The sequence below is a fragment of the Flavobacterium fluviatile genome, from assembly GCF_010645065.1.
Lineage (GTDB): Bacteria > Bacteroidota > Bacteroidia > Flavobacteriales > Flavobacteriaceae > Flavobacterium > Flavobacterium fluviatile.
Map to the genome: position 1 here is coordinate 94,414 of NZ_JAADZW010000005.1, position 23,018 is coordinate 117,431.

Genomic DNA, 23,018 nt, shown 5'->3' on the forward strand with positions numbered 1-23,018 from the left:
TAACATTCACATGCCAATAACCGCCAACGATACCAAAAGAAAATCATGGCTGGATGTACCAGAGAACAGTGATTTTCCTATCCAGAATATTCCTTTCGGCGTATTTCTTACTAAAGAAAATGTCGTTACAGTAGGAACCAGAATTGGCGATTACGCTATAGATTTAGGAGCTTTACAACAGTTAAACTATTTTGAAGGAATAGATTTAACAGATGATATGTTTATGCAGGATACGCTGAATGATTTTATTTCTGACGGCAAAAAAACATGGCGTTTAGTGCGAAACCGTATAGCAGATATTTTTGATGCTGAAAATCCACAACTGAGAGATTCAGAAAAAGATCGTGATATAGTAATTTTTAATATTGATGATGTAGAGATGCAATTGCCGGTTTTAATTGGCGATTATACTGATTTCTATTCAAGCAGAGAACACGCTACAAACGTAGGTAAAATGTTCCGGGATCCGCAAAATGCTTTACTGCCAAACTGGCTTCACATTCCGGTTGGGTATCACGGAAGAAGTTCTACTATAGTTCCGTCTGGTATTCCGGTACACAGACCAATGGGGCAAACATTGCCTGCCGGCGAAAAATACCCTGTTTTCGGCCCGTCACGTTTAGTAGATTTCGAATTAGAAACAGCTTTTATTACAACGGATGTGAATGTAATGGGCGAAAATATTTCCACCTACGAAGCTGAAGATTATATTTTCGGAATGGTTTTACTGAACGACTGGAGCGCACGCGACATACAAAAATGGGAATATGTGCCACTGGGACCTTTTCTTGCAAAGAGTTTTGCAACATCAATTTCTCCGTGGATTGTTACAATGGATGCTTTAGAGCCTTTCAGAACAAAAGGACCAAAACAGGACCCGACACCCCTTCCGTATTTACAGACAAAAGGAAAAAAAACTTTTGATATTCATCTTGAAGTAGCACTAAAACCCGAAAATCAGGAAGAAACAGTTGTTTCAAAATCCAATTTTAAATATTTGTACTGGTCTATGAGTCAACAGCTTGCGCATCATACTTCTAACGGATGCCGTATAAATTCTGGTGATATGATGGGTTCAGGGACTATTTCAGGACCAACTCCGGATAGTTTTGGCTCAATGTTGGAATTAACATGGGGAGGAAAAAATCCTTTAAAATTAAAAGACGGAAGCGAACGTAAATTCATTGAAGATAATGACACGGTTATCATGAGAGGATTCTGTGAAAATAATGAAGTCCGTATTGGTTTTGGAGAAGTATCAAGTCAGCTTTTGCCTCCATTCATCAGGCAATGAAGAGAGAATAAAGATTAACTCAATAGATAGTAAAAAACCTTGGCAACAACCAAGGTTTTTTGCTTTTTGCCGCAGATTACAAACGTTTAAATAATTTTGATTTGTGATAAACTTTTATAGTGAATATCTTTATACAGGAATTTGCTGGCTTAAACAATGTAAAGTTCCAAAACCCCAAATAAAATCAATACAGCTTATTCCAATTACTTCTCGGTCCGGGAAACATTCTGATAAAATATTCAAAGCGACACGATCGTTGCTGTCATTAAATGTAGGCACTAAAACACAATTATTCAGGATTAGGAAATTTGCATAGCTTGCAGGTAATCTTAAGTCTTCAAAATCAACTCGTTTTGGCATTGGAAGCGCGACAATTGTTGGCGATTTTCCATCCTCTAATTTTGCATTTTGCAAACGTTTCAGATTATCTTGCAAAGCCTTGTAGTTAGAATCATTTTTGTCAGTTTCAACTATCGTTACAATGGTATCTTCGTTTACAAATCGGCATAAATCATCAATATGTCCATGTGTGTCGTCGCCTTCAATTCCGTCCCCCAGCCAGATCACATTCGTAACTCCGAGATATTCTTTAAAAACTGCTTCATAATCTGCTTTAGTAAAACCAGGATTTCGTACCTGTATTTTAGGGTGCATCAGGCATTCTTCAGAAGTTAATAAAGTTCCTTTTCCGTTTACATCAATTGCTCCGCCTTCAATTACAACAGGTTTCCCTTTATAAGTAACCAGGGTTAATGGTACATCAATAAAATTCGCTATTTTAGCAGGAACAAATTTGTCTAACTGATAATTTTTATATTTTGCCCATCCATTAAAATTAAAATTTAAAGCTTCTCTTTCAGAACCATTTTTTACAATAATTGGTCCTGAATCACGCATCCAGCTTCTGTTGGTTTTATGAACGATAAAAGAAATGTTTACAATATTGACACGGGCTCTTTCTAGCAATTCAGTAACTTTTTCTTTTAATTTTTCATCGGCTACGACCAAAAATACAGTTTCAAAGTTGGCAACTTTTTTAATAAATTCAACAAATGCCCACTGAACCGCCTCGTATTTTCCCGGCCAGTCGTTTCCGTTATGAGGAAAGCATAATACAATTCCCTGTTGTTTTTCCCACTCTGCCGGAAATCTTCTGTTATCTGTTGTCATAAGGTACTATAAATAAAGTGTACAAAGATAAGTCATTCATTAGTATTATGAAACAATGGGCATTTTGTATTTGAAATTTAGATATTTCATTAAATAATTTTAAATAAAATGTATGTACTAGCATAAATCTTTACATATTATATTTGATTTTGCTAATTTTGTTAATCTTTCATTAAGATTAGGGTGAAATTTTTTACAAAAAAAAATTTTTTATTTAAAAAAAAATATTAATTTTAACTCATAATTAAATTAAAACTTAATACTGTATTTGTTGGAGTTATTATAACACTGATATTTATCAGCAAGTAATTCCTGATTGAGTTAATATAATACTAAGCATTTAATTTAAATATGACCCGCCCCAAGTTGTTTTAAAAGCCTGTGAATTCATTTTTTCCCAAATATCTACTTTATGGGAATTATGTAAAAATTCAGAAAATGAATAGAACGGTTTTTTTGCTTTCTTGATATAAGTTTGCTAAAAGTTTAGAAAAACTTATGTTAAAATCAAAAATATAAATTAAAACACTTAATATCATGAGAAAAAAATTAACTTCTTTAACATTTTTACTCTTGTCATTCATGGCAAGTGCGCAAACTATGCCTGCTCCCTCAACCGAACCTTCGATTGATAATTCTGTCTATAATAAATGGTCTATTGAATTAAACGGCGGTGTCAATAAGCCAATGTACAGAATGTCTCCGGGATATTTTACCGAAGCACTGAATCCTTTTCATGTAGATTTGGGGGCCAGATATATGTTTAACCCTAAATTTGGTCTAAAATTAGATTTTGGATATGATCAGTTTAAAGAAGCTGATGATTATCCTGAATTTAAAAGTCAATATTACAGAACCAGTTTACAAGGGGTTATTAATTTAGGCAGAACATTAAATTTTGAAACATGGACAAACACTTTTGGATTGTTACTTCATGGTGGTTTTGGAGCTGCAATGCTTAAAAGCGATGATGGTTTTGATGGTGAAGATTATATGGCAAATGGAATCCTTGGGTTGACAGGTCAGGTAAGACTTGGAAACAGAGTGGCTCTTACTGCTGATCTTACCGGAGTGGTTAATGCTCTTCAAAACTGGAATTTTGATGGTATGGGCCCAACAAGCACAGGTGCTATTGACGGGGTAATCCTGAATGCTTCTCTTGGTCTTACATTTTATTTAGGCAAACATGCAAGACATGCTGACTGGGTTGGAGAAGAAGACAGAATTGATGAAATTGACAGAAGATTAAGCCTTATTGAGACAGGTCTGCTGGATAGTGATAAGGACGGTGTAGCTGATTTGTATGATTTAGAACCAAATTCAGTAACCGGAGTTGCAGTAAACACAAAAGGACAATCAATTGATAATAACCAAAATGGAGTTCCTGATGAGCTAGAAAGTTACTTAGAAAAAACATACGGTGTAAAAAGTGACGGTATAGCTACAAATACGACTGTAGAACAATTGATCAACGATGGATATGTAAATGTGTATTTTGATTTCAATTCATCTAAACCAACTACTGCATCCTTGTCCGGTATTGATTTCTTAGTGAAATATTTGAAAAACAATCCAAATAAAACTGCAGACGTAGTAGGCTATGCTGATGAAATTGGAAGTTCAAGCTATAATGTTGAACTGTCAAGAAAAAGAGCAGAAGCTGTAAAACAAGTTGCAGTAAATGCTGGAATTGATGCATCAAGATTAAATGTAATCGCTAACGGAGAAGATACATCTGTAAATAAAGATTCAAAAGAGGCTCGTCAAATCGTGAGAAGAGTTTCTTTCCAGGTGAAATAATGAAATTAAATAACATTAGAAAAGGCTGTTTCAGAATATTTGAAACAGCCTTTTTTTTGCTTTTATATAAATAATTAAATTGATTAATCGATTGCTCTTTTTGTTATATCTCCAAAAGCATCAACTCTTCTGTCTCTGAAAAACGGCCAGTTCTGACGTACATTTTCCTGTAAATCCAGATCGACTTCAGCGATTAAAATTTCTTCCTGATCGTGTGAGGCCTGTGCTAAAATTTCTCCTTGGGGACCGGCAATAAATGAAGCTCCCCAAAACTGAATTCCGTCAGTACCATCTATATATTGTTCCAGGCCAATTCGGTTTGCAGCAGCAACAAAAACACCATTTGCAACAGCATGTCCTTTCATCACATTCATCCAGGCACCATATTGGTTTTCACCATATTGCTCTTTTTCTTTTGGATGCCATCCGATTGCTGTAGGGTAAAACAGTACTTCAGCACCTTTTAAAGCTGTAATACGTGCAGCTTCCGGATACCATTGATCCCAGCAGATAAGTGTTCCCACAGTCCCTTTTTTGGTCTCAATTGCCTGAAAACCCAAATCGCCCGGAGTAAAATAAAATTTTTCATAAAAATGCGGATCGTCCGGAATATGCATTTTACGGTATAAACCTGCTTCAGTTCCGTCAGTATCAATAATGTAGGCGCTGTTATGGTAAATACCGGCCATTCTTTTTTCGAAAAAAGGAACTATAATTACAACTCCCAGTTCTTTTGCTAATTCGCTAAAAGCAATAAAGGAAGTGCTGTAAAGAGGTTCTGCTAAAGCAAAATTATCTACATCTTCGCTTTGGCAGAAATAATGACTACTGTATAATTCAGGTAAAAGGATAACTTCGGCTCCTTTATTGGCAGCATCTTTTACCCAGCTGATACATTTCTTAAGATTATTTTCGGCAACGTCATTAAGGTTTAGCTGAACAACGGCTATTTTATATTTTCTTTTCGGCATGACATAATGTTTTAGAGTGCAAAAATAGTAATTTTTTAGCCGATTGACAAAAGGCAGTATCTGGTTCTGCTCATGAGAAAAATGTGCAAAAAAAATCAACAAATAGATTAGCGATCTTTGATATTTAAAAGCTGTTCAAATTGTATTTATTATTAAGGTATGCTAATATTATTTTTGATTTTTACTTTACAGAAACCATTTTTTTGAACTAATCAGATTCTGTGTATTTCAAAATCAAAAAAATAATCTCTTTGTTTTTGGCATAATCATTGTCTATTTTTATGACCTGATTTCAAAGATGATTTTTAGCCTGCTTTATTTAAAATACAGCTTTGGTAATTAATATTTGAGATTAGTATAGAATTTTTTAATGACAAAACGACTTATATATTATTATGTCAAACCATAAAATACTTACTATTGACAATCTGTCACTTCAGGAATTTGACTCAGAGGCAGAATTAATTCCATTATTAACTCCGGAAGACGAGGAGGAAATGAACAATGAACAGCTTCCGGTTTCGCTTCCAATTTTGCCTTTAAGAAATACCGTTTTATTTCCTGGTGTTGTTATTCCGATTTCTGCCGGAAGAGACAAATCAATAAAATTGATAAATGATGCCAATGCCGGCGGAAAAATTATTGGTGTAGTTTCTCAAATTAATGAAGAAGATGAAGATCCGTCTAAGGAGGATATCCATAAAATTGGTACCGTTGCCAGAATTCTTCGTGTTCTAAAAATGCCTGATGGAAATGTCACAGTTATTTTACAAGGAAAAAAACGATTCGAGATTAATGAAGTTGTTTCAGAAGAGCCTTATTTAACTGCAACCATAAAAGAAGTTTCAGAAGAACGTCCTGTTGATAATGATACCGAATTTACTGCTATTTTAGATTCTGTAAAAGAATTAGCAATTCAGATTATTAAGGAAAGCCCGAACATTCCATCAGAAGCTACCTTTGCTATTAAAAACATTGAAAGCCAATCGTTTTTAATCAATTTTGTTTCTTCGAATATGAATTTATCCGTAAAAGAAAAACAAGGACTTTTATCGATAAACGGATTAAAAGAACGTGCTTTAGAAACGTTACGTTATATGAATATTGAGCTTCAGAAATTAGAACTGAAGAATGACATCCAGTCAAAGGTTCGTTTTGATTTAGATCAGCAACAGCGTGAATATTTTCTTCATCAGCAAATGAAAACCATTCAGGAAGAACTGGGAGGCGTTTCACAGGAAGAAGAAATGGATGAAATGGGGCAGAAAGCGAAAACCAAAAAATGGGATGAAAAAACGCAGAAACATTTCGAAAAAGAATTATCAAAAATGCGCAGAATGAATCCACAGTCGCCTGACTTTGGGATTCAGAGGAATTATCTGGAGTTATTTTTGGAATTGCCATGGGGTGAATATTCCAAGGATAAATTTGATTTAAAATTTGCTCAGAAAGTATTAGATAAAGATCATTTCGGATTAGACGAAGTTAAGAAAAGAATGATTGAACATTTGGCTGTTCTGAAACTTCGTAACGATATGAAATCGCCAATTATTTGTTTAACCGGGCCTCCGGGTGTTGGTAAAACATCTATTGGACGTTCTGTTGCAGAGGCATTAGGGCGAGAATATGTACGCATCTCATTAGGTGGTTTACGTGACGAAGCAGAAATTCGCGGACACAGAAAAACATATATCGGAGCAATGCCCGGAAGAATTATTCAAAGTTTGAAAAAAGCAGGAACTTCAAATCCTGTTTTTATTCTGGATGAAATCGATAAATTATCCAGCGGAAACAGTGGTGACCCTTCATCAGCCTTATTAGAAGTCTTAGATCCGGAGCAAAACAATGCTTTTTATGATAATTTCCTTGAAATGGGTTATGACCTGTCGAAGGTTATGTTTATTGCAACTTCAAATAACATGGGAGCCATCCAGCCGGCATTACGTGACAGAATGGAAGTGATTAAGATGTCAGGCTATACTATTGAGGAAAAAGTAGAAATTGCCAAAAGACATCTTTTTCCAAAACAACTAGAAGCTCACGGATTAACCGCTAAGGATTTAACAATTGGTAAAAAGCAACTGGAAAAAATTGTTGAGGGTTACACGCGTGAATCCGGTGTTCGTAACTTAGAAACTAAGATAGCTCAGGTAATCCGTAACGCAGCAAAAGCTGTAGCAATGGAGGAGGAATACAACAAAAAAGTTACAGATGTAGATATTGTAAAAGTTTTAGGTGTTCCAAGGTTAGAGCGCGATAAATACGAAAATAATGATGTTGCGGGAGTGGTTACAGGTCTTGCATGGACAAGCGTTGGAGGTGATATTTTATTTATCGAATCTTTGATTTCTGAGGGAAAAGGTTCTTTGAGCATTACAGGAAATCTCGGTAATGTAATGAAAGAATCCGCTACAATTGCTTTAGAATATATTAAAGCCAATGCAAAAAAGCTCGGACTTGATCAATCTTTGTTCCAAAAATATAATATCCACCTGCACGTTCCTGAAGGTGCAACACCAAAAGATGGTCCAAGCGCAGGTATTGCAATGCTGACTTCTCTTGTTTCTTTGCTAACACAAAAGAGAGTAAAGAAAAGCCTGGCCATGACCGGTGAGATTACGCTTCGGGGAAAAGTTTTGCCGGTTGGCGGAATAAAAGAGAAAATTTTAGCGGCCAAAAGAGCGGGTATTAAAGAAATTATCCTGTGCCACGAAAATAAATCGGATGTTGATGAAATCAAAGCAGAATATTTAGAAGGCCTTACTTTTCATTATGTAAAAGAAATGAGTGAAGTGTTGACTTTAGCATTAACGGATCAAAATGTAAAGAATGCTAAGGCTTTGAAATAAAACATCAGTCATAAATTCCAAAAATAAAAAAAATCCAAAATCCAATTTGAATAATCAGATTGGATTTTGGATTTTTATTGAGTTCTATTTGACTATTATTGTTTGTTTCTTTCAAGTACTGCCAGGCCAAATCTAATTTTTTCGTATCCCATTTTTTCTTCAAAATAATCAAAATAGGGTTTTAGAGCATTTGGATTTTCAAGATCTATTTGAGCTTTTCCCAATAATGATACTTCCTCATCTGAAACAAACTGGCCGGCATCAATATCGACTCCATCCAGGTATAATTTTGCCAAATGTGAAATTACAGTTGATAGGCTTAAATTTCTTTTTTCGGCAATTTCTTCAACACTAACTCCATTTTGAAATAATTCTAAAGTTGCTTTGTATGTGCTTTCTTTTTTAGTTTTCGTATTTGTTTTTTTGTTCTTTTGAAATGCTATAATGGCATTAATAAATTCAGCACCGTATTTTTCCAGTTTAGCTTTTCCAACTCCATCAATAGCAAGAAATTCTTCTTCACTCATTGGGCGAATGGTTTCCATTTGTCTCAATGCGGCGTCACTAAAAATTACATAGGCAGGAACATCATCTTCTTTGGAAATTTCATAGCGCAATTTTCGAAGTGTTTCAAATAATGAATTTGCAGCAGGTTTTATTTTTGTTTCCTTGATTTCTTTTTTATCAACTACTTTTTTAACTACAGTTGTCAGTTTTACTTTTTCACCTTCAAACAAAACTTTTTTAGCGAAAGTCGTCAGCAAAATTCTATGATGCTGATGAAACGCAATTTCACAGTATCCTAAGTTTATTAACTGAATCAAATATTGATTCCAGTCGTACCAGGAAATATCAGCTCCGATGCCGTAGGTTTTTAACTCCTGATATTTTTTTTCGTAAATATAAGCGTTTTTTGAACCTCTTAGGAAATCAATAATTACAGCTAAAGGCTCAGATTCCTTTAAACGGGTAATGGCTGATAAAGCTTTCTGTGCTAAAATTGTTCCGTCGAAGAATGTTGGCGGATTTTTGCAAATATCACAATTGCCACAATCCTCAGTCACCAGTTCGCCAAAATAAGAGAGCAGTATTTTCCTTCTGCAGCTCAAAGCATCGGCATATTGCTTCATTCGCTCTAATTTTGCCAGCTGTACATCAGAATTTAAACCTTCTGAGGCAAATTTCTGCAACTGGATTACATCCGCATAACTTTCGAATAAAACCGTTTCTGCTGGCAATCCGTCACGGCCTGCGCGTCCAATTTCCTGATAATATCCTTCAATATTTTTTGGAAGATTATAATGAATTACCCAACGAACATTTGATTTGTCAATTCCCATTCCGAAAGCAATTGTTGCACAAATTACCTGACAATCATCATTTATAAACTCATCCTGGGTTTTAGCCCGGATCTTATTATCCAGACCGGCATGGTATGCTTTTGCAGTAATGCCATTTTTTTTCAGTTTTTCAGCTAATTCTTCCGTAGTTTTTCTGCTGAGGCAATAAATTATACCGGATTCATTTGGTTTGTTTGCTACAAAATCAATTATTTGTTTTACACGATCAAGTGCCGGACGGACTTCGAGGCTTAGATTTTTTCTGTCAAATGAAGCTATAAAACTTTTAGAGTTTTTTAAGTTCAATTGCTTTGTAATATCAGTGCGTGTTGCTTTATCAGCTGTAGCGGTCAAAGCAAGAATTGGGGTAGAAGGGAAGCGGTTTTTTAAATAGCCCAAATTGGTATAAGCCGGACGAAAATCATGTCCCCAGGACGAAATGCAGTGCGCTTCGTCAATGGCAATCAGGCTGATAGTTAATTCGTTAAAAACAACATCCAGATATGACAAGCTTTCAGGAGCGATGTAAACAAGTTTAAAGTTATTTGATTTTAAATTGTCAATATAAAATTGCTGTTCTTCAGCTGACTGGCTGCTGTTTATGTAACAAGCTGAAATCCCATTGGTTTTTAAACTGTCAACCTGATCTTTCATCAGGGCAATCAATGGAGAAATAACAATTGTAATTCCTGGTAAAATTAAAGCCGGGAGCTGAAAACATATTGATTTTCCTCCTCCCGTGGGCATAATGGCAAGTGTATCCTGACCTGATAATATAGTATTTATGATATTTTCCTGATTGGGTCTGAATTTTTCAAAACCAAAGTTTTCTTTTAGTCTGGCGTGTAATATTTCTGAATTCATTTGGCTTATATTTTTTTCAAATATAAAATAAAAAATAATATTTTTCTTATAAATTGATTTTTCTTTACATTTTGTCGATCAAGAAGTAATAAAAAAAGGAACCCGAATTGAGCTCCTTTAATTTATTATAAAATAAATGAATTAATCTTCATCATCATCTTCGTCATCGTCATCAGAAACATCATCCTTATCTTCATCATCATCTTCCTCATCTCCACCGTCTGCATCAGGTTTGTCCAGATTATCATCTTCATCTTCATCGTCACTATCATCTTCAAGATCAAGACCTTTTACTGGTTCGATTGTGTCAACATCAAGATCCATGTCATCATCTTCATCATAATTCTCGATTCTGTCAGCAAGTTTAGTACTAATTTTTACTAAATAAATAGTGTCTTCTGTACGAACTTCAACAGCTTCGACTAATTCGTTTTTAGCATTTCTGAAACGAATAACATCCGAATCATCATAACCATCAGGAAATTTTTCCACCAAAAGGTTCAAAATTTCGTTAGTAAGTTTGGCGTAGTCTACTATAACTCTTTTCATAAATATCCTATAAATCTAATAAATAAGCAAAAATTAACGGAGCAACAATCGTAGCATCCGACTCAATGATAAATTTAGGGGTGTTGATGTCTAATTTACCCCAGGTAATTTTTTCGTTTGGAACAGCCCCGGAATAAGAACCATAACTTGTTGTCGAATCAGAAATCTGGCAAAAATAGCTCCAAAACGGAACATCATGCATTTCCATATCCTGATACAGCATTGGTACTACACAAATAGGGAAGTCTCCTGCGATACCACCACCGATTTGAAAGAAACCAATTCCGTTTTCACTGTTTTTTGTATACCAGTCAGCAAGGAATGTCATGTATTCAATACCGGATTTCATGGTAGAAGCTTTCAAGTCTCCTTTGATAACGTATGAAGCAAAAATATTTCCCATGGTGCTGTCTTCCCATCCAGGAACAATAATAGGTAAATTTTTCTCAGCAGCAGCATACATCCAGCTGTCTTTTAAATCAATTTCGTAATATTCTTCCAAAACACCCGATAGTAACATTTTATACATGAACTCATGCGGAAAATAACGTTCTCCTTTATCATCTGCATCTTTCCAGATTTTGTAAATGTGTTTTTGTAAACGACGGAATGCTTCATGCTCAGGGATACAAGTGTCTGTAACACGATTTAATCCTCTTTCAAGTAAGGCCCATTCGTCTTCCGGTGTTAAATCACGATAGTTTGGCACTCTTTCGTAATGAGAGTGCGCAACTAAGTTCATAATGTCTTCTTCTAAGTTAGCTCCGGTACATGAAATAATCTGAACTTTATCCTGTCTGATTATTTCAGCAAAAATTTTACCAATTTCTGCTGTACTCATTGCGCCAGCCATACTTACCAGCATTTTAGCTCCGTTTGCCAATTGCTGTTCGTAGGCTTTTGCAGCATCAACGAGGGCAGCAGAGTTAAAGTGTAAGTAATGTTTTTCAATAAACTGACTGATTGGTCCTTTCATTTTTTTGTTTTTTTTTGTTTTTTTGAATTAAAAGTTTAACCTTTTGGGGATACTGCAAATTAATAATTTTATAGCTATTAACTTTTAATTTGCAGATTTTTTTTATGCTTTTTTGGTGTAGCCTAAAATTTTTAGAACATCGTCAGAAGTTTGCTGTTCAGAGAAAACTTCAGTTGCTAAAATTCCGTTTTCATCACGGTCAATCAGAATATGTTTAGGCTGCGGAATCAGACAGTGGTGCAAACCTCCATATCCTCCAATAGTTTCCTGATAGGCTCCAGTATTGAAGAAACCAATATACAAAGGCTTTTCTTTGTTGTATTTAGGAAGATAAATAGCATTCATGTTTTGTTCAGAATTGTAATAGTCATCACTATCACAAGTTAATCCTCCCAACAAAACGCGTTCGTAGGTGTCGTTCCAGCGATTTACCGCCAGCATGATAAACCGTTTGTTAATCGCCCATGTATCAGGTAATGTAGTAATGAAAGACGAGTCAATCATGTTCCATTTTTCTCTGTCATTTTGCTGTTTCTGATATAAAATCTGATAAATAGCACCACCGCTTTCACCCACAGTAAATGATCCAAATTCAGTAAAAATATTCGGGACATCAACTTCTGCTTCGTCACAGGCAATTTTAATCTGATTGATAATTTCGTCAATCATGTACTGATAATCGTATTCAAATGCAAGTGAATTTTTAATAGGGAAACCACCCCCGATGTTCAGTCCGTCAAGACTAGGACATTCTCTCTTAAGTGCTATGTAAACTTTGATACATTTTACAAGCTCATTCCAGTAATATGCTGTATCGTTGATTCCGGTATTAATGAAAAAGTGAAGCATTTTAAGCTCTAATTTATCATTTTCCTGAATTTGTTTTTTGTAGAAAGAAACGATGTTTTTATACCCGATACCTAATCTTGACGTATAAAACTCAAATTTTGGTTCTTCCTCTGCAGCAATACGGATCCCGATTTTGAATTTTCCTTTAATTTCTCCCTGAAGCAAATCAAGCTCTTCGTAGTTGTCAATAATCGGAATGGTATTTTTATGACCGTTATTGATTAATCGTGCAATATTCGTAATATATTCGTCTCTTTTGAATCCGTTGCAGATTACATACGTGCTTTTGTTGATTTTGCCGTTTTCCAGTAAATTCTCTACAATATTAATATCAAACGCAGATGATGTTTCGACGTGAATATTGTTTTTGAAAGCCTCATTCATTATGTATTCAAAATGAGAACTTTTTGTGCAATAGCAGTAGTAATACTTAGCATCGTATTTGTTCTTTTCCATTGATTTTCTGAACCAGGCTTTTGCCTTGTTGATATTTTCAGAAATCTGTGGTAAATAGGTAAATTTTAAAGGAGTTCCATACTGTTCAACCAATTTCATCAAATCGATATTGTGAAATAATAAGTTGTCTTTGTTCAGTTTGAACTCTTCCTGAGGGAAATAGTATGTTTGATTGATTAAGTCAGAATATTTTGTATTCATTTAGTCCAATATTTAGAATGTATTTTAATTTAGTAACGTCTCTAAATCTTCAATTCAGACCCTGATATTGGCAAATATAATTTCCAGTTTTTCATGTTCTGCCTTTGAACATAAAAAAATGTCCAGACAAAACGGACTTCTGCTATTGTAAAAACGGTTCAACATCCTTAATAAAGAACTATTGAGGCGGTTTCTGTAAGAGCTGAAATGTCTTTGTCTGCTGTTTGTTTTCATTGTGGCAAATGTAAAAAATAATATATACCTAATGCAACGCTTTTCCTTAAAAAAAGTTTAAGACTTGTAATCCTGAAACGCATCCAGAATTAATTTATTTTCAACAGATTGATTAATTTTTATCTTTCCGATGCCTTCAATTAACGCAAACTGAATCAAACCGTACTCATTTTTTTTGTCGTGAATAAGTAATTCTAAAATCGGTTCGATGTCCTCTTCTTCAAATTTCACATCATCATAAATACTTTTTATTGCTGTTTTGATTTCTGCATATTCTTCATCAGAAATAAGATTTTTGTGTAAAGAAATATAACTTTCTAAAATCATACCGACAGCAATAGCTTCACCATGAAGCAATGTTGTTTTGTGTTCGCTTTCTAAAAAGTAACCTTCGATAGCATGTCCTAAAGTATGACCAAAATTTAATGCTTTACGAATGTTTTTCTCAGTTGGATCCTGAATAACAATATCATTTTTGATTTCGACAGAGCGGTAAATTAATTCATCAAAATCAGCGTAATCTATTGATTTTAAATCTAAAAATTGTCTCCAGTAGGAAGCATCATAAATAAGGCCGTGTTTTAACATTTCTGCGAGACCGGAACGCATTTCGCTTTGTGGTAAAGTTTCAAGGTACTGGGTGTCAATTAAAACCATTTGAGGCACATTAATCACGCCAATCTGGTTTTTAAGATTTCCTAAATCTACACCGGTTTTTCCTCCAACAGAAGCATCCACCATAGATAATAAAGTGGTTGGTATGTTGATAAAATTTACGCCGCGTTTGAATGTAGAAGCTACAAAACCTCCTAAATCGGTTACAACGCCTCCGCCAAGATTAATCACAAGCGATTTTCTGTCTGCACCTAATTCAGTAAGTACATTCCATACTTCAATACACGTTTCTATATTTTTGTTGGCTTCTCCAGATTCAAATTCGACTATTTCAATTGTTAAACCGGTTTCCAGTAAAGGCAAAAATTTAGGCAAACAATGCTCATTTGTTTTATCATCGACAATGATAAATATATTAGAATATTTGTTCTCTTTTAAATGATTGTTTAAAGCTTCGTACGCATTTTGGTTAAAATGTACTAAATAATTATTTGCTTGAATAGATTGCATAAATTCCTCGGTTAATTGAATCCGCAAAATAAGGCATTTTTAACTAAATAATATTCAAATCCCAATTCTAATTTGTTTTAAAATTAAGCTTCCGATTTTGTTTAAAATGTTTTATAAGTAAATCTAATGCGAAACATAGGTTTTTAAAACTCTGATTTTATGTTATGAATTTTTAAAAATATCTGTCTTTTGTTAAATAATATTCAAAACACTCTTTATCTTTGCCTCAAAACTAAACTTAATGGAAAAAATATTCGACAACACTCAGGTTGCCTTTTCGTTAAAAAGCGATACCGAACTGGACAGGGCTTATTTTCTTTTTAAAATGATTGACAGTGAACCTTTAGTTAGAATTGGAACAGCTGTTACTAATTTTGCTATCAAAGCGCATCTTCCTGTTGAAGGTCTAATTCGTGCGACAGTTTTTGATCATTTTTGCGGTGGTGTGAATGAAGATGATTGTCTTACTGTAGTAGATAAAATGTTTACAAAAGGCGTTTCGTCTGTTTTGGATTATTCGGTTGAAGGAAAAGAAGAAGAAGAACAGTTTGATGCCGCTTTAGAAATGACTCTGAGAACAATCGAATTTGCCAAAGAACGCCTTGCGATTCCGTTTGCGGTTTTTAAACCAACTGGTTTAGGGCGTTTTGAATTGTATGAAAAATTAGGAGAAAAACAAACACTAACTTCAGCAGAAAAAGCAGAGTGGGATAGGGTTGTGGCCCGTTTTGATCAGGTTTGCAGTGAAGCGCACAAAAAGGATGTAGCCCTGCTCATTGACGGTGAAGAAAGCTGGATGCAGGATGCGGCAGATGATCTGGTAACCGAAATGATGCGAAAATACAATAAAGAAAAAGCTATCGTTTTTAATACATTGCAAATGTACCGCTGGGACCGTTTGGATTATTTGAAAAAACTGCATGAGGTTGCTAAAAAAGAAGGCTTTTATATAGGTATGAAATTAGTTCGGGGTGCATACATGGAAAAAGAAAACAAACGGGCAGAAGAAAAAGGATACGTTTCTCCAATTTGTGTTTCTAAACAAGCTACTGATGAAAATTATGATGCAGCTGTACACTATATGCTGGATTATCTGGATACCATGTCAATTTTTGCAGGAACTCATAACGAATTGAGCTCCTATAAACTGATGGAAATGATGCATGAAAAAGGGGTTGCCAAAAATGACAGCAGAATCTGGTTCGGACAATTATATGGCATGAGTGACAACATTAGTTATAATCTTGCCGAAAATGGTTATAATGTTGCAAAATATCTGCCCTTTGGTCCTGTCAAAGACGTCATGCCGTACCTGATTCGCCGTGCCGAAGAAAATACTTCTGTAGCTGGGCAAACAAGCCGCGAATTGTCGATGATTAAAGCAGAACGTAAAAGAAGAAAAGGAAAATAAAAAGTTTTAAAATTATTTTAAAACGGAAACCGTCTCACCAATTGAGACGGTTTTTTTTTGTTCATAACATTCACTTAATCAATAAAAAACAAAGAGTTAATCATAATGTAACTATTCCGTTAAGTACAAGATTTTACACTTAAATAGATTTGTACTAAATTAAAATTTACTAATATGATAAAATCTTTACTATTAAAACCCAACAACGCTACAACCAATTTTAAGTCAGAATTAATTCCTAATTTAAGAACAGGATTATTTTCGATTGTGGCAATATTATTTTTTTGCCAAAATAGCAGTGCTCAGACTTTAGATCTTTCGACTTACGTAAGAGTTGGCCGATATGATTTGCCGGAACCAACAAGAACGGCACATCCAACAAATAATTTACTGTGTCAGGAAGCTTCAGGAGTAACTTACAACTGGGATACCAATACGCTTTTTATTGTAGGCGACGGAACTACTTCTGTTACTCAGGTATCTTTAACGGGGCAACTTATAGACACCATGACACTGGCTCTGGGAAACAGCCCGCAGGGAACAGATTTTTATGACTCTGAGGGGATTACATATATTGGTAAAGGTCAGTTTGTAATGACAGAAGAACGCGACAGACAAGTGGTGCTGTTTACGTATGCAGCAGGAACAACGCTTACCCGAAATGATGCTAAAACCGTAAAATTAGGAACATTTGTTAATAATACAGGAACAGAAGGACTTTCTTATGATCCGTTGACGAATGGTTATATTGTTTTAAAAGAAATCTCACCAATGGGAATTTTCCAGACAGAAATCGATTTTGATGCAGGGACAGCTACAAATGGTTCGGCAACAACAGATAATTCAGTTAATCTTTTCGATCCTGCTTTATTAGGTTTTACAGATGTTGCTGACGTTTTTGCTTTATCAAATTTACCGGCATTGAACGGACAACCTTTATACAATAATTTATTGGTATTGAGTCAGGAAAATGCCAAAGTAGTGAATATAGACCGAAATGGAGTAATTTCAAGTACTTTAACTATCGTATCAGATCCGGGAAATCCTTTAGATGCAGCAAATCAGCAGCACGAAGGAATGACTATGGACCGTAATGGCAATTTATATATCGTTAACGAAAATGGCGGTGGCGATAGTGATCATCCGCAACTTTGGGTTTATGCTCCTTCTGCTTTGCCAAATCAGGCACCAACAGCTGTGGCTTTAGCTAATACAACAAACTCAGTTTTAGAAAATACAACTACTACATCTGCAGTTAAAATTTCCGATATCTTAGTTGCAGATGACGGGTTAGGAACAAATACGTTATCATTATCAGGTACAGATGCTGCTTTTTTTGAAATCATTGGTGCAGGATTGTATATTAAAGCAGGAACGGTATTGGATTATGAAAAAAAAGCGAGTTATGCTGTTACTGTAAGCGTAAATGATGCTGCTCTTGGTTCTACTCCTGATGCTTCTGTTAACTTTATCTTGTCAGTTACAGATGTTACCAATGAAGTAGAGCCAATTGCAACAATAAGCATTACGGAAGTTGCACCCTGGTCCAGCAGCAACGCATCAGTTGGTGCCGATTGGTTTGAAGTAACCAATAACGGAACTACAGATCTTGATATAACAGGCTGGAAATTCGACGACAGTTCTAAATCATTTGCTTCAGCTTTGGCTTTAAATGGAATCACCACTATTAAGGCAGGAGAATCTGTTATTTTCTTAGAAACGACAGCTTCTAATAATGCGACTGTTATAGCGGATTTTAAATCGGTTTGGTTTGGAACTGATATACCTTCTGGTTTACAAATAGGGAGTTATACCGGAACAGGAGCAGGATTAAGCACATCCGGAGATGAAGTAAACCTATATGATGCCAGCCAAAATATCAGGGCTAGTGTGTCTTTTAAAGTATCAACTACCAATGTAACATTTAATAATGCAGCCAGTCTTAACAATGCTGAAATTTCAACATTAAGCCAGATCGGAATTAATGATGCTTTTTCAGCCAAAAAAGATACGAATCAAATTGGTTCTCCGGGTACTACAGGAAAACTATTTATCTCTGAAGTAGCACCGTGGTCAAGTGGTGACAGTTCTGTTGGTGCTGACTGGTTCGAAATTACCAATACTAAAGCCGTAGCAGTTGATATTACAGGATGGAAAGTAGATGATAATTCACAATCACCTGCTGCTGCAGTAGCGTTAAACGGAATCACCAGTATTGCTCCGGGTGAATCTGTAATTTTTATTGAAACTGATAAATTAGCTGATAAAACTGAATTATTTTTAGAAAACTGGTTTGGTGCTAATCCTCCTTCAGGTTTGAAAATAGGAAACTATACCGGATCCGGAATAGGCTTTGGAACAAGTGGTGATCAGGTAAATTTATATAACGGAGTTAGCAGTACACCTGTAGCTTCTGTATTGTTTGGAGCTTCTCCAACAGGGACTTTTAAGACATTTGATAATACAGATGGACTTACAACTATACTTACACCGATTACACAATTAAGTGCAGCAGGTACTAACGGAGCATTTGTTGCTGCTAACAGCAGTACTGAAATAGGTTCTCCGGGTGTATTTGTTAAATCAAGCCCTAATTTAGGTATTGAGAATCCTTCAGAAATAAATGTTTCGTTTAAGGTAGTAGCTTATCCTGTGCCTTCCAGCTCAACTTTTCAATTAGATGTAACCTCAATCAATACTGATAAAATTGAAATAAACATTTATGATATGAACGGAAGATTAGTAGATAACTTTAAGTTCAATGACGTTTCTGAAGTTAATAACCAGGCAATAGGAAGTAATTATGCAGCCGGTGTTTACAATGTTGTTGTTATTCAGGGAGGAAACAGAAAAACAATCCGTGTGATTAAGACATAATAGTAAAATATTTTCCAAAAAAAGAAGCCGTTTCAAATAACAAGAAACGGCTTTTTTAATTTTATAAGTCTTTGGTGCTAAGAAAAAACAACTGTTTTGTTGCTGTAAACCATTGTTTTACGCTCGGCATGCAATTTTATGGCTCTGGCAAGAACAATTCGTTCCAGATCACGGCCTTTCATAATAAAGTCTTCAACAGAATGGATATGAGAAACACGTGCAATATCCTGTTCAATAATCGGGCCTTCGTCTAATTCTTCCGTTACGTAATGACTGGTGGCACCAATAATTTTTACTCCTCTTTTAAATGCCGAGTGGTAAGGTTTCGCACCCGGGAAAGCTGGTAAAAACGAATGATGGATATTAATAATTTTATTTTCGTAAAGCGAAATCAAACCAGGGGTGATAATCTGCATATAGCGCGCCAGAACAATGAAATTAATTTTATATTTTTTTAACAGTTCAATTTGTTTGGCTTCACCTTCTTCCTTATTCTCTTTGGTAAAAGGAACACAATGAAAGGGAATATCAAAACGCTCCGCAATAGAACGTAAATCGTTATGATTGCTGATGATTACAGGAATCTCAACATTGATCTCACCGGCACTGTAACGTCCTAAAATATCAAACAGACAGTGATCGTATTTAGATACAAACAATGCCATTTTGGGTTTCTGCTCCTGATTGTATAAATCCCAGGACATGTTGAAATCTGCTGCAATTGTCTGGTCAAAATCGGCTTTTAAACTTTCAATGGTAATATTTTGATTGGTTAATTCACATTCTAATCGCATAAAAAACACATTCTGTTCTCTGTCAACATGCTGGTCGATATAGGTAATGTTTCCTTCTACTTTTGCAATAAATGCTGTTACTGCAGCAATAATTCCTTTTTGATCCTTGCAGTGAATCAGAATAGTTATTTTTTGCATTTAATTTTTTGGTTAATCGGTTAATGGCTTATTTGTTGTCCTGCATAGCAAAAACACTTTTTAATAAAGGTGTAGTTCTCTCACTAATGTTATTGCGGATTTCCTTTTCTTCTACGGCAATCATTTTAAAAACGCCTGATAAAGCCTGATTGGTAGTATAATCTGTCAGGTCGGGATTGATTTTTTTAACAAGCGGAATAGTATTGTATTTTGTAATGATTTTTGTCCATACAGCGTCGGCACCTACTTTCTCAAATGAGTTCTTAATTACCGGATTAAATTTGGAGTACAATGCAGTTGTTGTACTTCCTTGTAAGTAACTTGTTGCAGCGCTGTCGTTACCTAACAAAATATTTTTAGCATCTGTAAAAGTCATGTTTTTTACTGCAGATACAAAGATTGGAGTTGCTTCTTTTACAGCGTCTTCAGCTGCACGGTTCAGCATTTTGATGCCTTCATCAGCAAGGGAGCTAAGACCGACTTTACGTAAGGTTGCATCCACTTTTTGTAATTCAGCAGGCATCAGAATTTTCACAGCTTCATTTTTATAGAAACCATCAACAGCGGTAAGTTTGCTAACTTGTTGGGTAATTCCTTTGTTTAAAGCTTCTTTTAAGCCCGCAGCGATATCTGCCCCTCCAACGCCCGGGATTTGCGAAGTTATTTGCGGCAATTGATTTAAAGTTTGTTGTACCTGCGCGCAGGAATTAAGAGAAAATGCTACGACAAGAAGTAAAATCTTTTTCATTAAATGGGTTTTATTAAGTTTCAAAAATACTACTTATTCAAAAACAAAGCCACAATTTTATTTCAGGAGCACAAACATTTTGTTTCATAATTAACTTTTGTCCTGCTGTCCACTAAATTCCGCGCAGAAAAAGCGCGGGATACCGTTCCCATCAGGGCTATTTCAGAAATTTTAGTTTTCAGAAGACGTATTTTGAATTGGTAAAACAAAAAAAGCCATCCAAATTAGGACAGCTTTTCTATAAAAACATTTTTTTTAAAACTTTAGAATGATCCGCAGATATTACCGGAAAATGTAGCTCCCGCATTGGCAGAAATATCAGATTTAACTGCAGAGGCATTCAGCGTTACAATACTGTATGGAGGAGTAAAAGCCGTATTCTTTCCTGCTTTGTTGCCACTGGTATTGGTGAAAATATTTCCAGATGTAACTGTTACGGCAGTAAGTCCGGTCATTAATTCGATTGGAGTTTTTACATTTTCAAAAACGTTATTTTCAACTTTTATATTCGCCTCAAAACCTGCAGCAATACATTTGTTGCTAACAGAGCTATTGAAATAACTATTGATGATATGTACCTTTCCAAATCGAACTCTTGGCATTCTTTCCTTACATCCGCTTGCCCACCAGCAGCGTGCAAATGTAATTCTTAATGTTCCGCGATCACCTGTAGCACTGTCGCTTGAACCAATAAGATTAGAATATCTGTGGTCATCTGAACCTCCTGAACCTCCTGCTTTTGGAGCTTTTAAGTATGTAAATTTGGTATAGGTAACACTTATATAATCTGATTTGTTTTTGATGTCAAAGTTTCCGTCAACACCGTCTCTGAATTCGCAGTGATCTACCCATACATTCTGGCAGTTGTCCAGAGTGGCATTGTCCCAGCCATCTGTATCGTAAGCTCCCGGACCTTCAAAAATCAGGTTTCTGATAATGATGTTTTTACATCCTTTAAAGTAAATAATACCGGAGCCATCCTTAGTCTGATTTGTTGATACCAGTTTTGCACCGCTGGTACCGTAAATGGTTTTTCCGGTTTGGTTTTGAAATGATAACCGGGCAGAAACAGTAATCGTTCCGGACACTTTTATCACTTTCACGGAAGTGTTTTCAATTGCAGATTTCAATTGGGCATAAGTAGTTACGGCTGTCTCTGCAGATGTGCCTCCACCTGTTGTTCCTCCATTTTGAGAAGCCCATCCGGGAACTTCAGAGCAAATACCTACTTTAGAAGTCGAAGCAGAAACTGCCTGATTGGAGCTTAAAGCAGCTTCATCAGCACTCTGTTCGGTTATGTCATCTGTGTTGCAGCCTGCAAAGCTTAATGCAATCGCAAATAGCGAAATAGCAAATTTGGTTTTAAATTTCATAATAGTTTTTGTTTGGTTATTACTATGTTTGATAGTAATGCAAAGATGTTTATTAAATCCTGTATAAATATTGAACTTGTTCAATTATTTTGTAATTAATTTGAATATTTGATTTTTTTTATATAATTATTCTGAGTATAATATAATTTTTATATTTTTACGTAATCGATTACATTGTTTAAATTCACCCTGTCAAATGCATTAAGTTTATAATTTTAATTAAGAAATAATTAAAAAGATGTACGAACAACTAAGGAAGAATATTGAAAGAAAAATCACTCTTACTGATCAGGAATGGAGTTTGATAGTTGAAAAAACAGAATTCATTAAATTGAAAAAGAATGAATTCCTGCAGATCCAGGATTCAAATAATGCTTATGAGGGTTTCATCATGAAAGGCGCTTGTAAAACCTATATTTTGAATGAAAACGGAACTGAAAGCGTTATTTTCTTCTCTTTTGAAAACGAATGGATGTGCGATCTGGAGAGTTTCTATTACCATAAATTGACTAAATACAATATCAAGGCTATAGAAGACAGTGAGATACTGGTCATCAATAAATCAAACAAGGCATTGTTGTTTAAACAGGTTCCAAAATTGATTCAGTTCCATATTCTCATGGTAGAAAGGGCTAATATTGCGATACAGGAAAGGCTTCTTGATGTTTTGAACAAAACCTCAAAACAGCGCTATATCGAGTTTGTAAAAAAGTATCCTCAAAAGACGCAAAAAATAAATAATAAAAATTTGTCTTCTTATTTAGGTGTAACCCACGAATTTTTATCAAAAATCAAAAGAAGTTTTTAATACCAAACTTGCACTACTGTAATTTTTTTGATTAGTAATAAAGCTAATTGGTATAAATTCAGTTTTATATTTTTATCTCAAAATATTTTTGATAAAGAGAGTCCGTATGTCTGTGTTGTAAATATTTTTGTTAATGTAGAACTTTTGTTTCATTGAATTATTGAAATATTTTGTAGATTGCGCTATAAAAT

The 23,018-nt window shown here is 35.0% G+C and carries 16 protein-coding genes; 6 read left to right on the forward strand and 10 right to left on the reverse strand.

Going from position 1 to position 23,018, the window contains the following annotated elements:
- The first annotated feature begins 10 nt into the window (after window positions 1-10).
- Entirely contained in the window at window positions 11-1,294 is a 1,284-nt protein-coding gene (gene fahA / locus GXM17_RS07955) for a fumarylacetoacetase (protein WP_163398766.1), read from the forward strand.
- Between the two features lie 129 nt (window positions 1,295-1,423).
- Here the strand turns inward: fahA and GXM17_RS07960 are convergent, their stop codons facing one another.
- A complete protein-coding gene (locus GXM17_RS07960) occupies window positions 1,424-2,464 on the reverse strand; it encodes an agmatine deiminase family protein (RefSeq protein ID WP_163398767.1) in 1,041 nt (346 codons plus the stop codon).
- Between the two features lie 537 nt (window positions 2,465-3,001).
- On the opposite strand from GXM17_RS07960, the gene GXM17_RS07965 reads away from it, so the two are divergent.
- The gene (locus GXM17_RS07965; RefSeq protein ID WP_163398768.1) at window positions 3,002-4,264 is read left to right on the forward strand and encodes an OmpA family protein; all 1,263 of its coding nucleotides are present in this window, start codon (window positions 3,002-3,004) and stop codon (window positions 4,262-4,264) included.
- Between the two features lie 83 nt (window positions 4,265-4,347).
- Here the strand turns inward: GXM17_RS07965 and GXM17_RS07970 are convergent, their stop codons facing one another.
- Complete coding sequence (locus GXM17_RS07970) at window positions 4,348-5,235, reverse strand: carbon-nitrogen hydrolase (protein ID WP_163398769.1); 888 nt, start codon at window positions 5,233-5,235, stop codon at window positions 4,348-4,350.
- A gap of 395 nt (window positions 5,236-5,630) precedes the next feature.
- Between GXM17_RS07970 and lon the strand changes: the two genes are divergently transcribed.
- A complete protein-coding gene (gene lon, locus GXM17_RS07975; RefSeq protein ID WP_163398770.1) occupies window positions 5,631-8,084 on the forward strand; it encodes an endopeptidase La in 2,454 nt (817 codons plus the stop codon).
- Between the two features lie 95 nt (window positions 8,085-8,179).
- On the opposite strand, the gene recQ is transcribed toward lon, so the two are convergent.
- The 5 genes from recQ to aroB form a co-directional block, all read right to left on the reverse strand.
- A complete protein-coding gene (recQ, locus tag GXM17_RS07980) occupies window positions 8,180-10,288 on the reverse strand; it encodes a DNA helicase RecQ (RefSeq protein ID WP_163398771.1) in 2,109 nt (702 codons plus the stop codon).
- A gap of 141 nt (window positions 10,289-10,429) precedes the next feature.
- Entirely contained in the window at window positions 10,430-10,837 is a 408-nt protein-coding gene (locus GXM17_RS07985; RefSeq protein WP_163398772.1) for a DNA primase, read from the reverse strand.
- Between the two features lie 7 nt (window positions 10,838-10,844).
- Complete coding sequence (locus tag GXM17_RS07990; protein WP_163398773.1) at window positions 10,845-11,813, reverse strand: deoxyhypusine synthase family protein; 969 nt, start codon at window positions 11,811-11,813, stop codon at window positions 10,845-10,847.
- 102 nt (window positions 11,814-11,915) lie between these two features.
- Window positions 11,916-13,319 (reverse strand): type III PLP-dependent enzyme domain-containing protein, encoded by a 1,404-nt coding sequence (locus GXM17_RS07995; RefSeq protein ID WP_163398774.1) that lies wholly within the window; start codon window positions 13,317-13,319, stop codon window positions 11,916-11,918.
- Between the two features lie 291 nt (window positions 13,320-13,610).
- On the reverse strand, window positions 13,611-14,678 hold the full coding sequence (gene aroB / locus GXM17_RS08000) for a 3-dehydroquinate synthase (RefSeq protein WP_163398775.1): 1,068 nt from the start codon (window positions 14,676-14,678) through the stop codon (window positions 13,611-13,613).
- 241 nt (window positions 14,679-14,919) lie between these two features.
- Here aroB and GXM17_RS08005 point away from each other — a divergent pair, with 241 nt between their 5' ends.
- Both GXM17_RS08005 and GXM17_RS08010 read left to right on the forward strand, forming a co-directional pair.
- Window positions 14,920-16,089 (forward strand): proline dehydrogenase family protein, encoded by a 1,170-nt coding sequence (locus tag GXM17_RS08005; RefSeq protein WP_163398776.1) that lies wholly within the window; start codon window positions 14,920-14,922, stop codon window positions 16,087-16,089.
- A gap of 174 nt (window positions 16,090-16,263) precedes the next feature.
- Complete coding sequence (locus GXM17_RS08010; protein WP_163398777.1) at window positions 16,264-18,966, forward strand: SdiA-regulated domain-containing protein; 2,703 nt, start codon at window positions 16,264-16,266, stop codon at window positions 18,964-18,966.
- A gap of 77 nt (window positions 18,967-19,043) precedes the next feature.
- Here GXM17_RS08010 and purU read toward each other — a convergent pair whose 3' ends face one another.
- From purU to GXM17_RS08025, 3 genes are all read right to left on the reverse strand, one after another.
- On the reverse strand, window positions 19,044-19,898 hold the full coding sequence (purU, locus tag GXM17_RS08015; protein ID WP_163398778.1) for a formyltetrahydrofolate deformylase: 855 nt from the start codon (window positions 19,896-19,898) through the stop codon (window positions 19,044-19,046).
- 28 nt (window positions 19,899-19,926) lie between these two features.
- Window positions 19,927-20,646, reverse strand: coding sequence for a DUF4197 domain-containing protein (locus tag GXM17_RS08020; RefSeq protein ID WP_163398779.1), 720 nt, complete (start codon window positions 20,644-20,646; stop codon window positions 19,927-19,929).
- A 263-nt stretch (window positions 20,647-20,909) separates the two neighbouring features.
- On the reverse strand, window positions 20,910-22,019 hold the full coding sequence (locus GXM17_RS08025) for a pectate lyase family protein (RefSeq protein ID WP_163398780.1): 1,110 nt from the start codon (window positions 22,017-22,019) through the stop codon (window positions 20,910-20,912).
- Between the two features lie 238 nt (window positions 22,020-22,257).
- Between GXM17_RS08025 and GXM17_RS08030 the strand changes: the two genes are divergently transcribed.
- Complete coding sequence (locus GXM17_RS08030) at window positions 22,258-22,827, forward strand: Crp/Fnr family transcriptional regulator (protein ID WP_163398781.1); 570 nt, start codon at window positions 22,258-22,260, stop codon at window positions 22,825-22,827.
- Window positions 22,828-23,018: the final 191 nt, after the last annotated feature.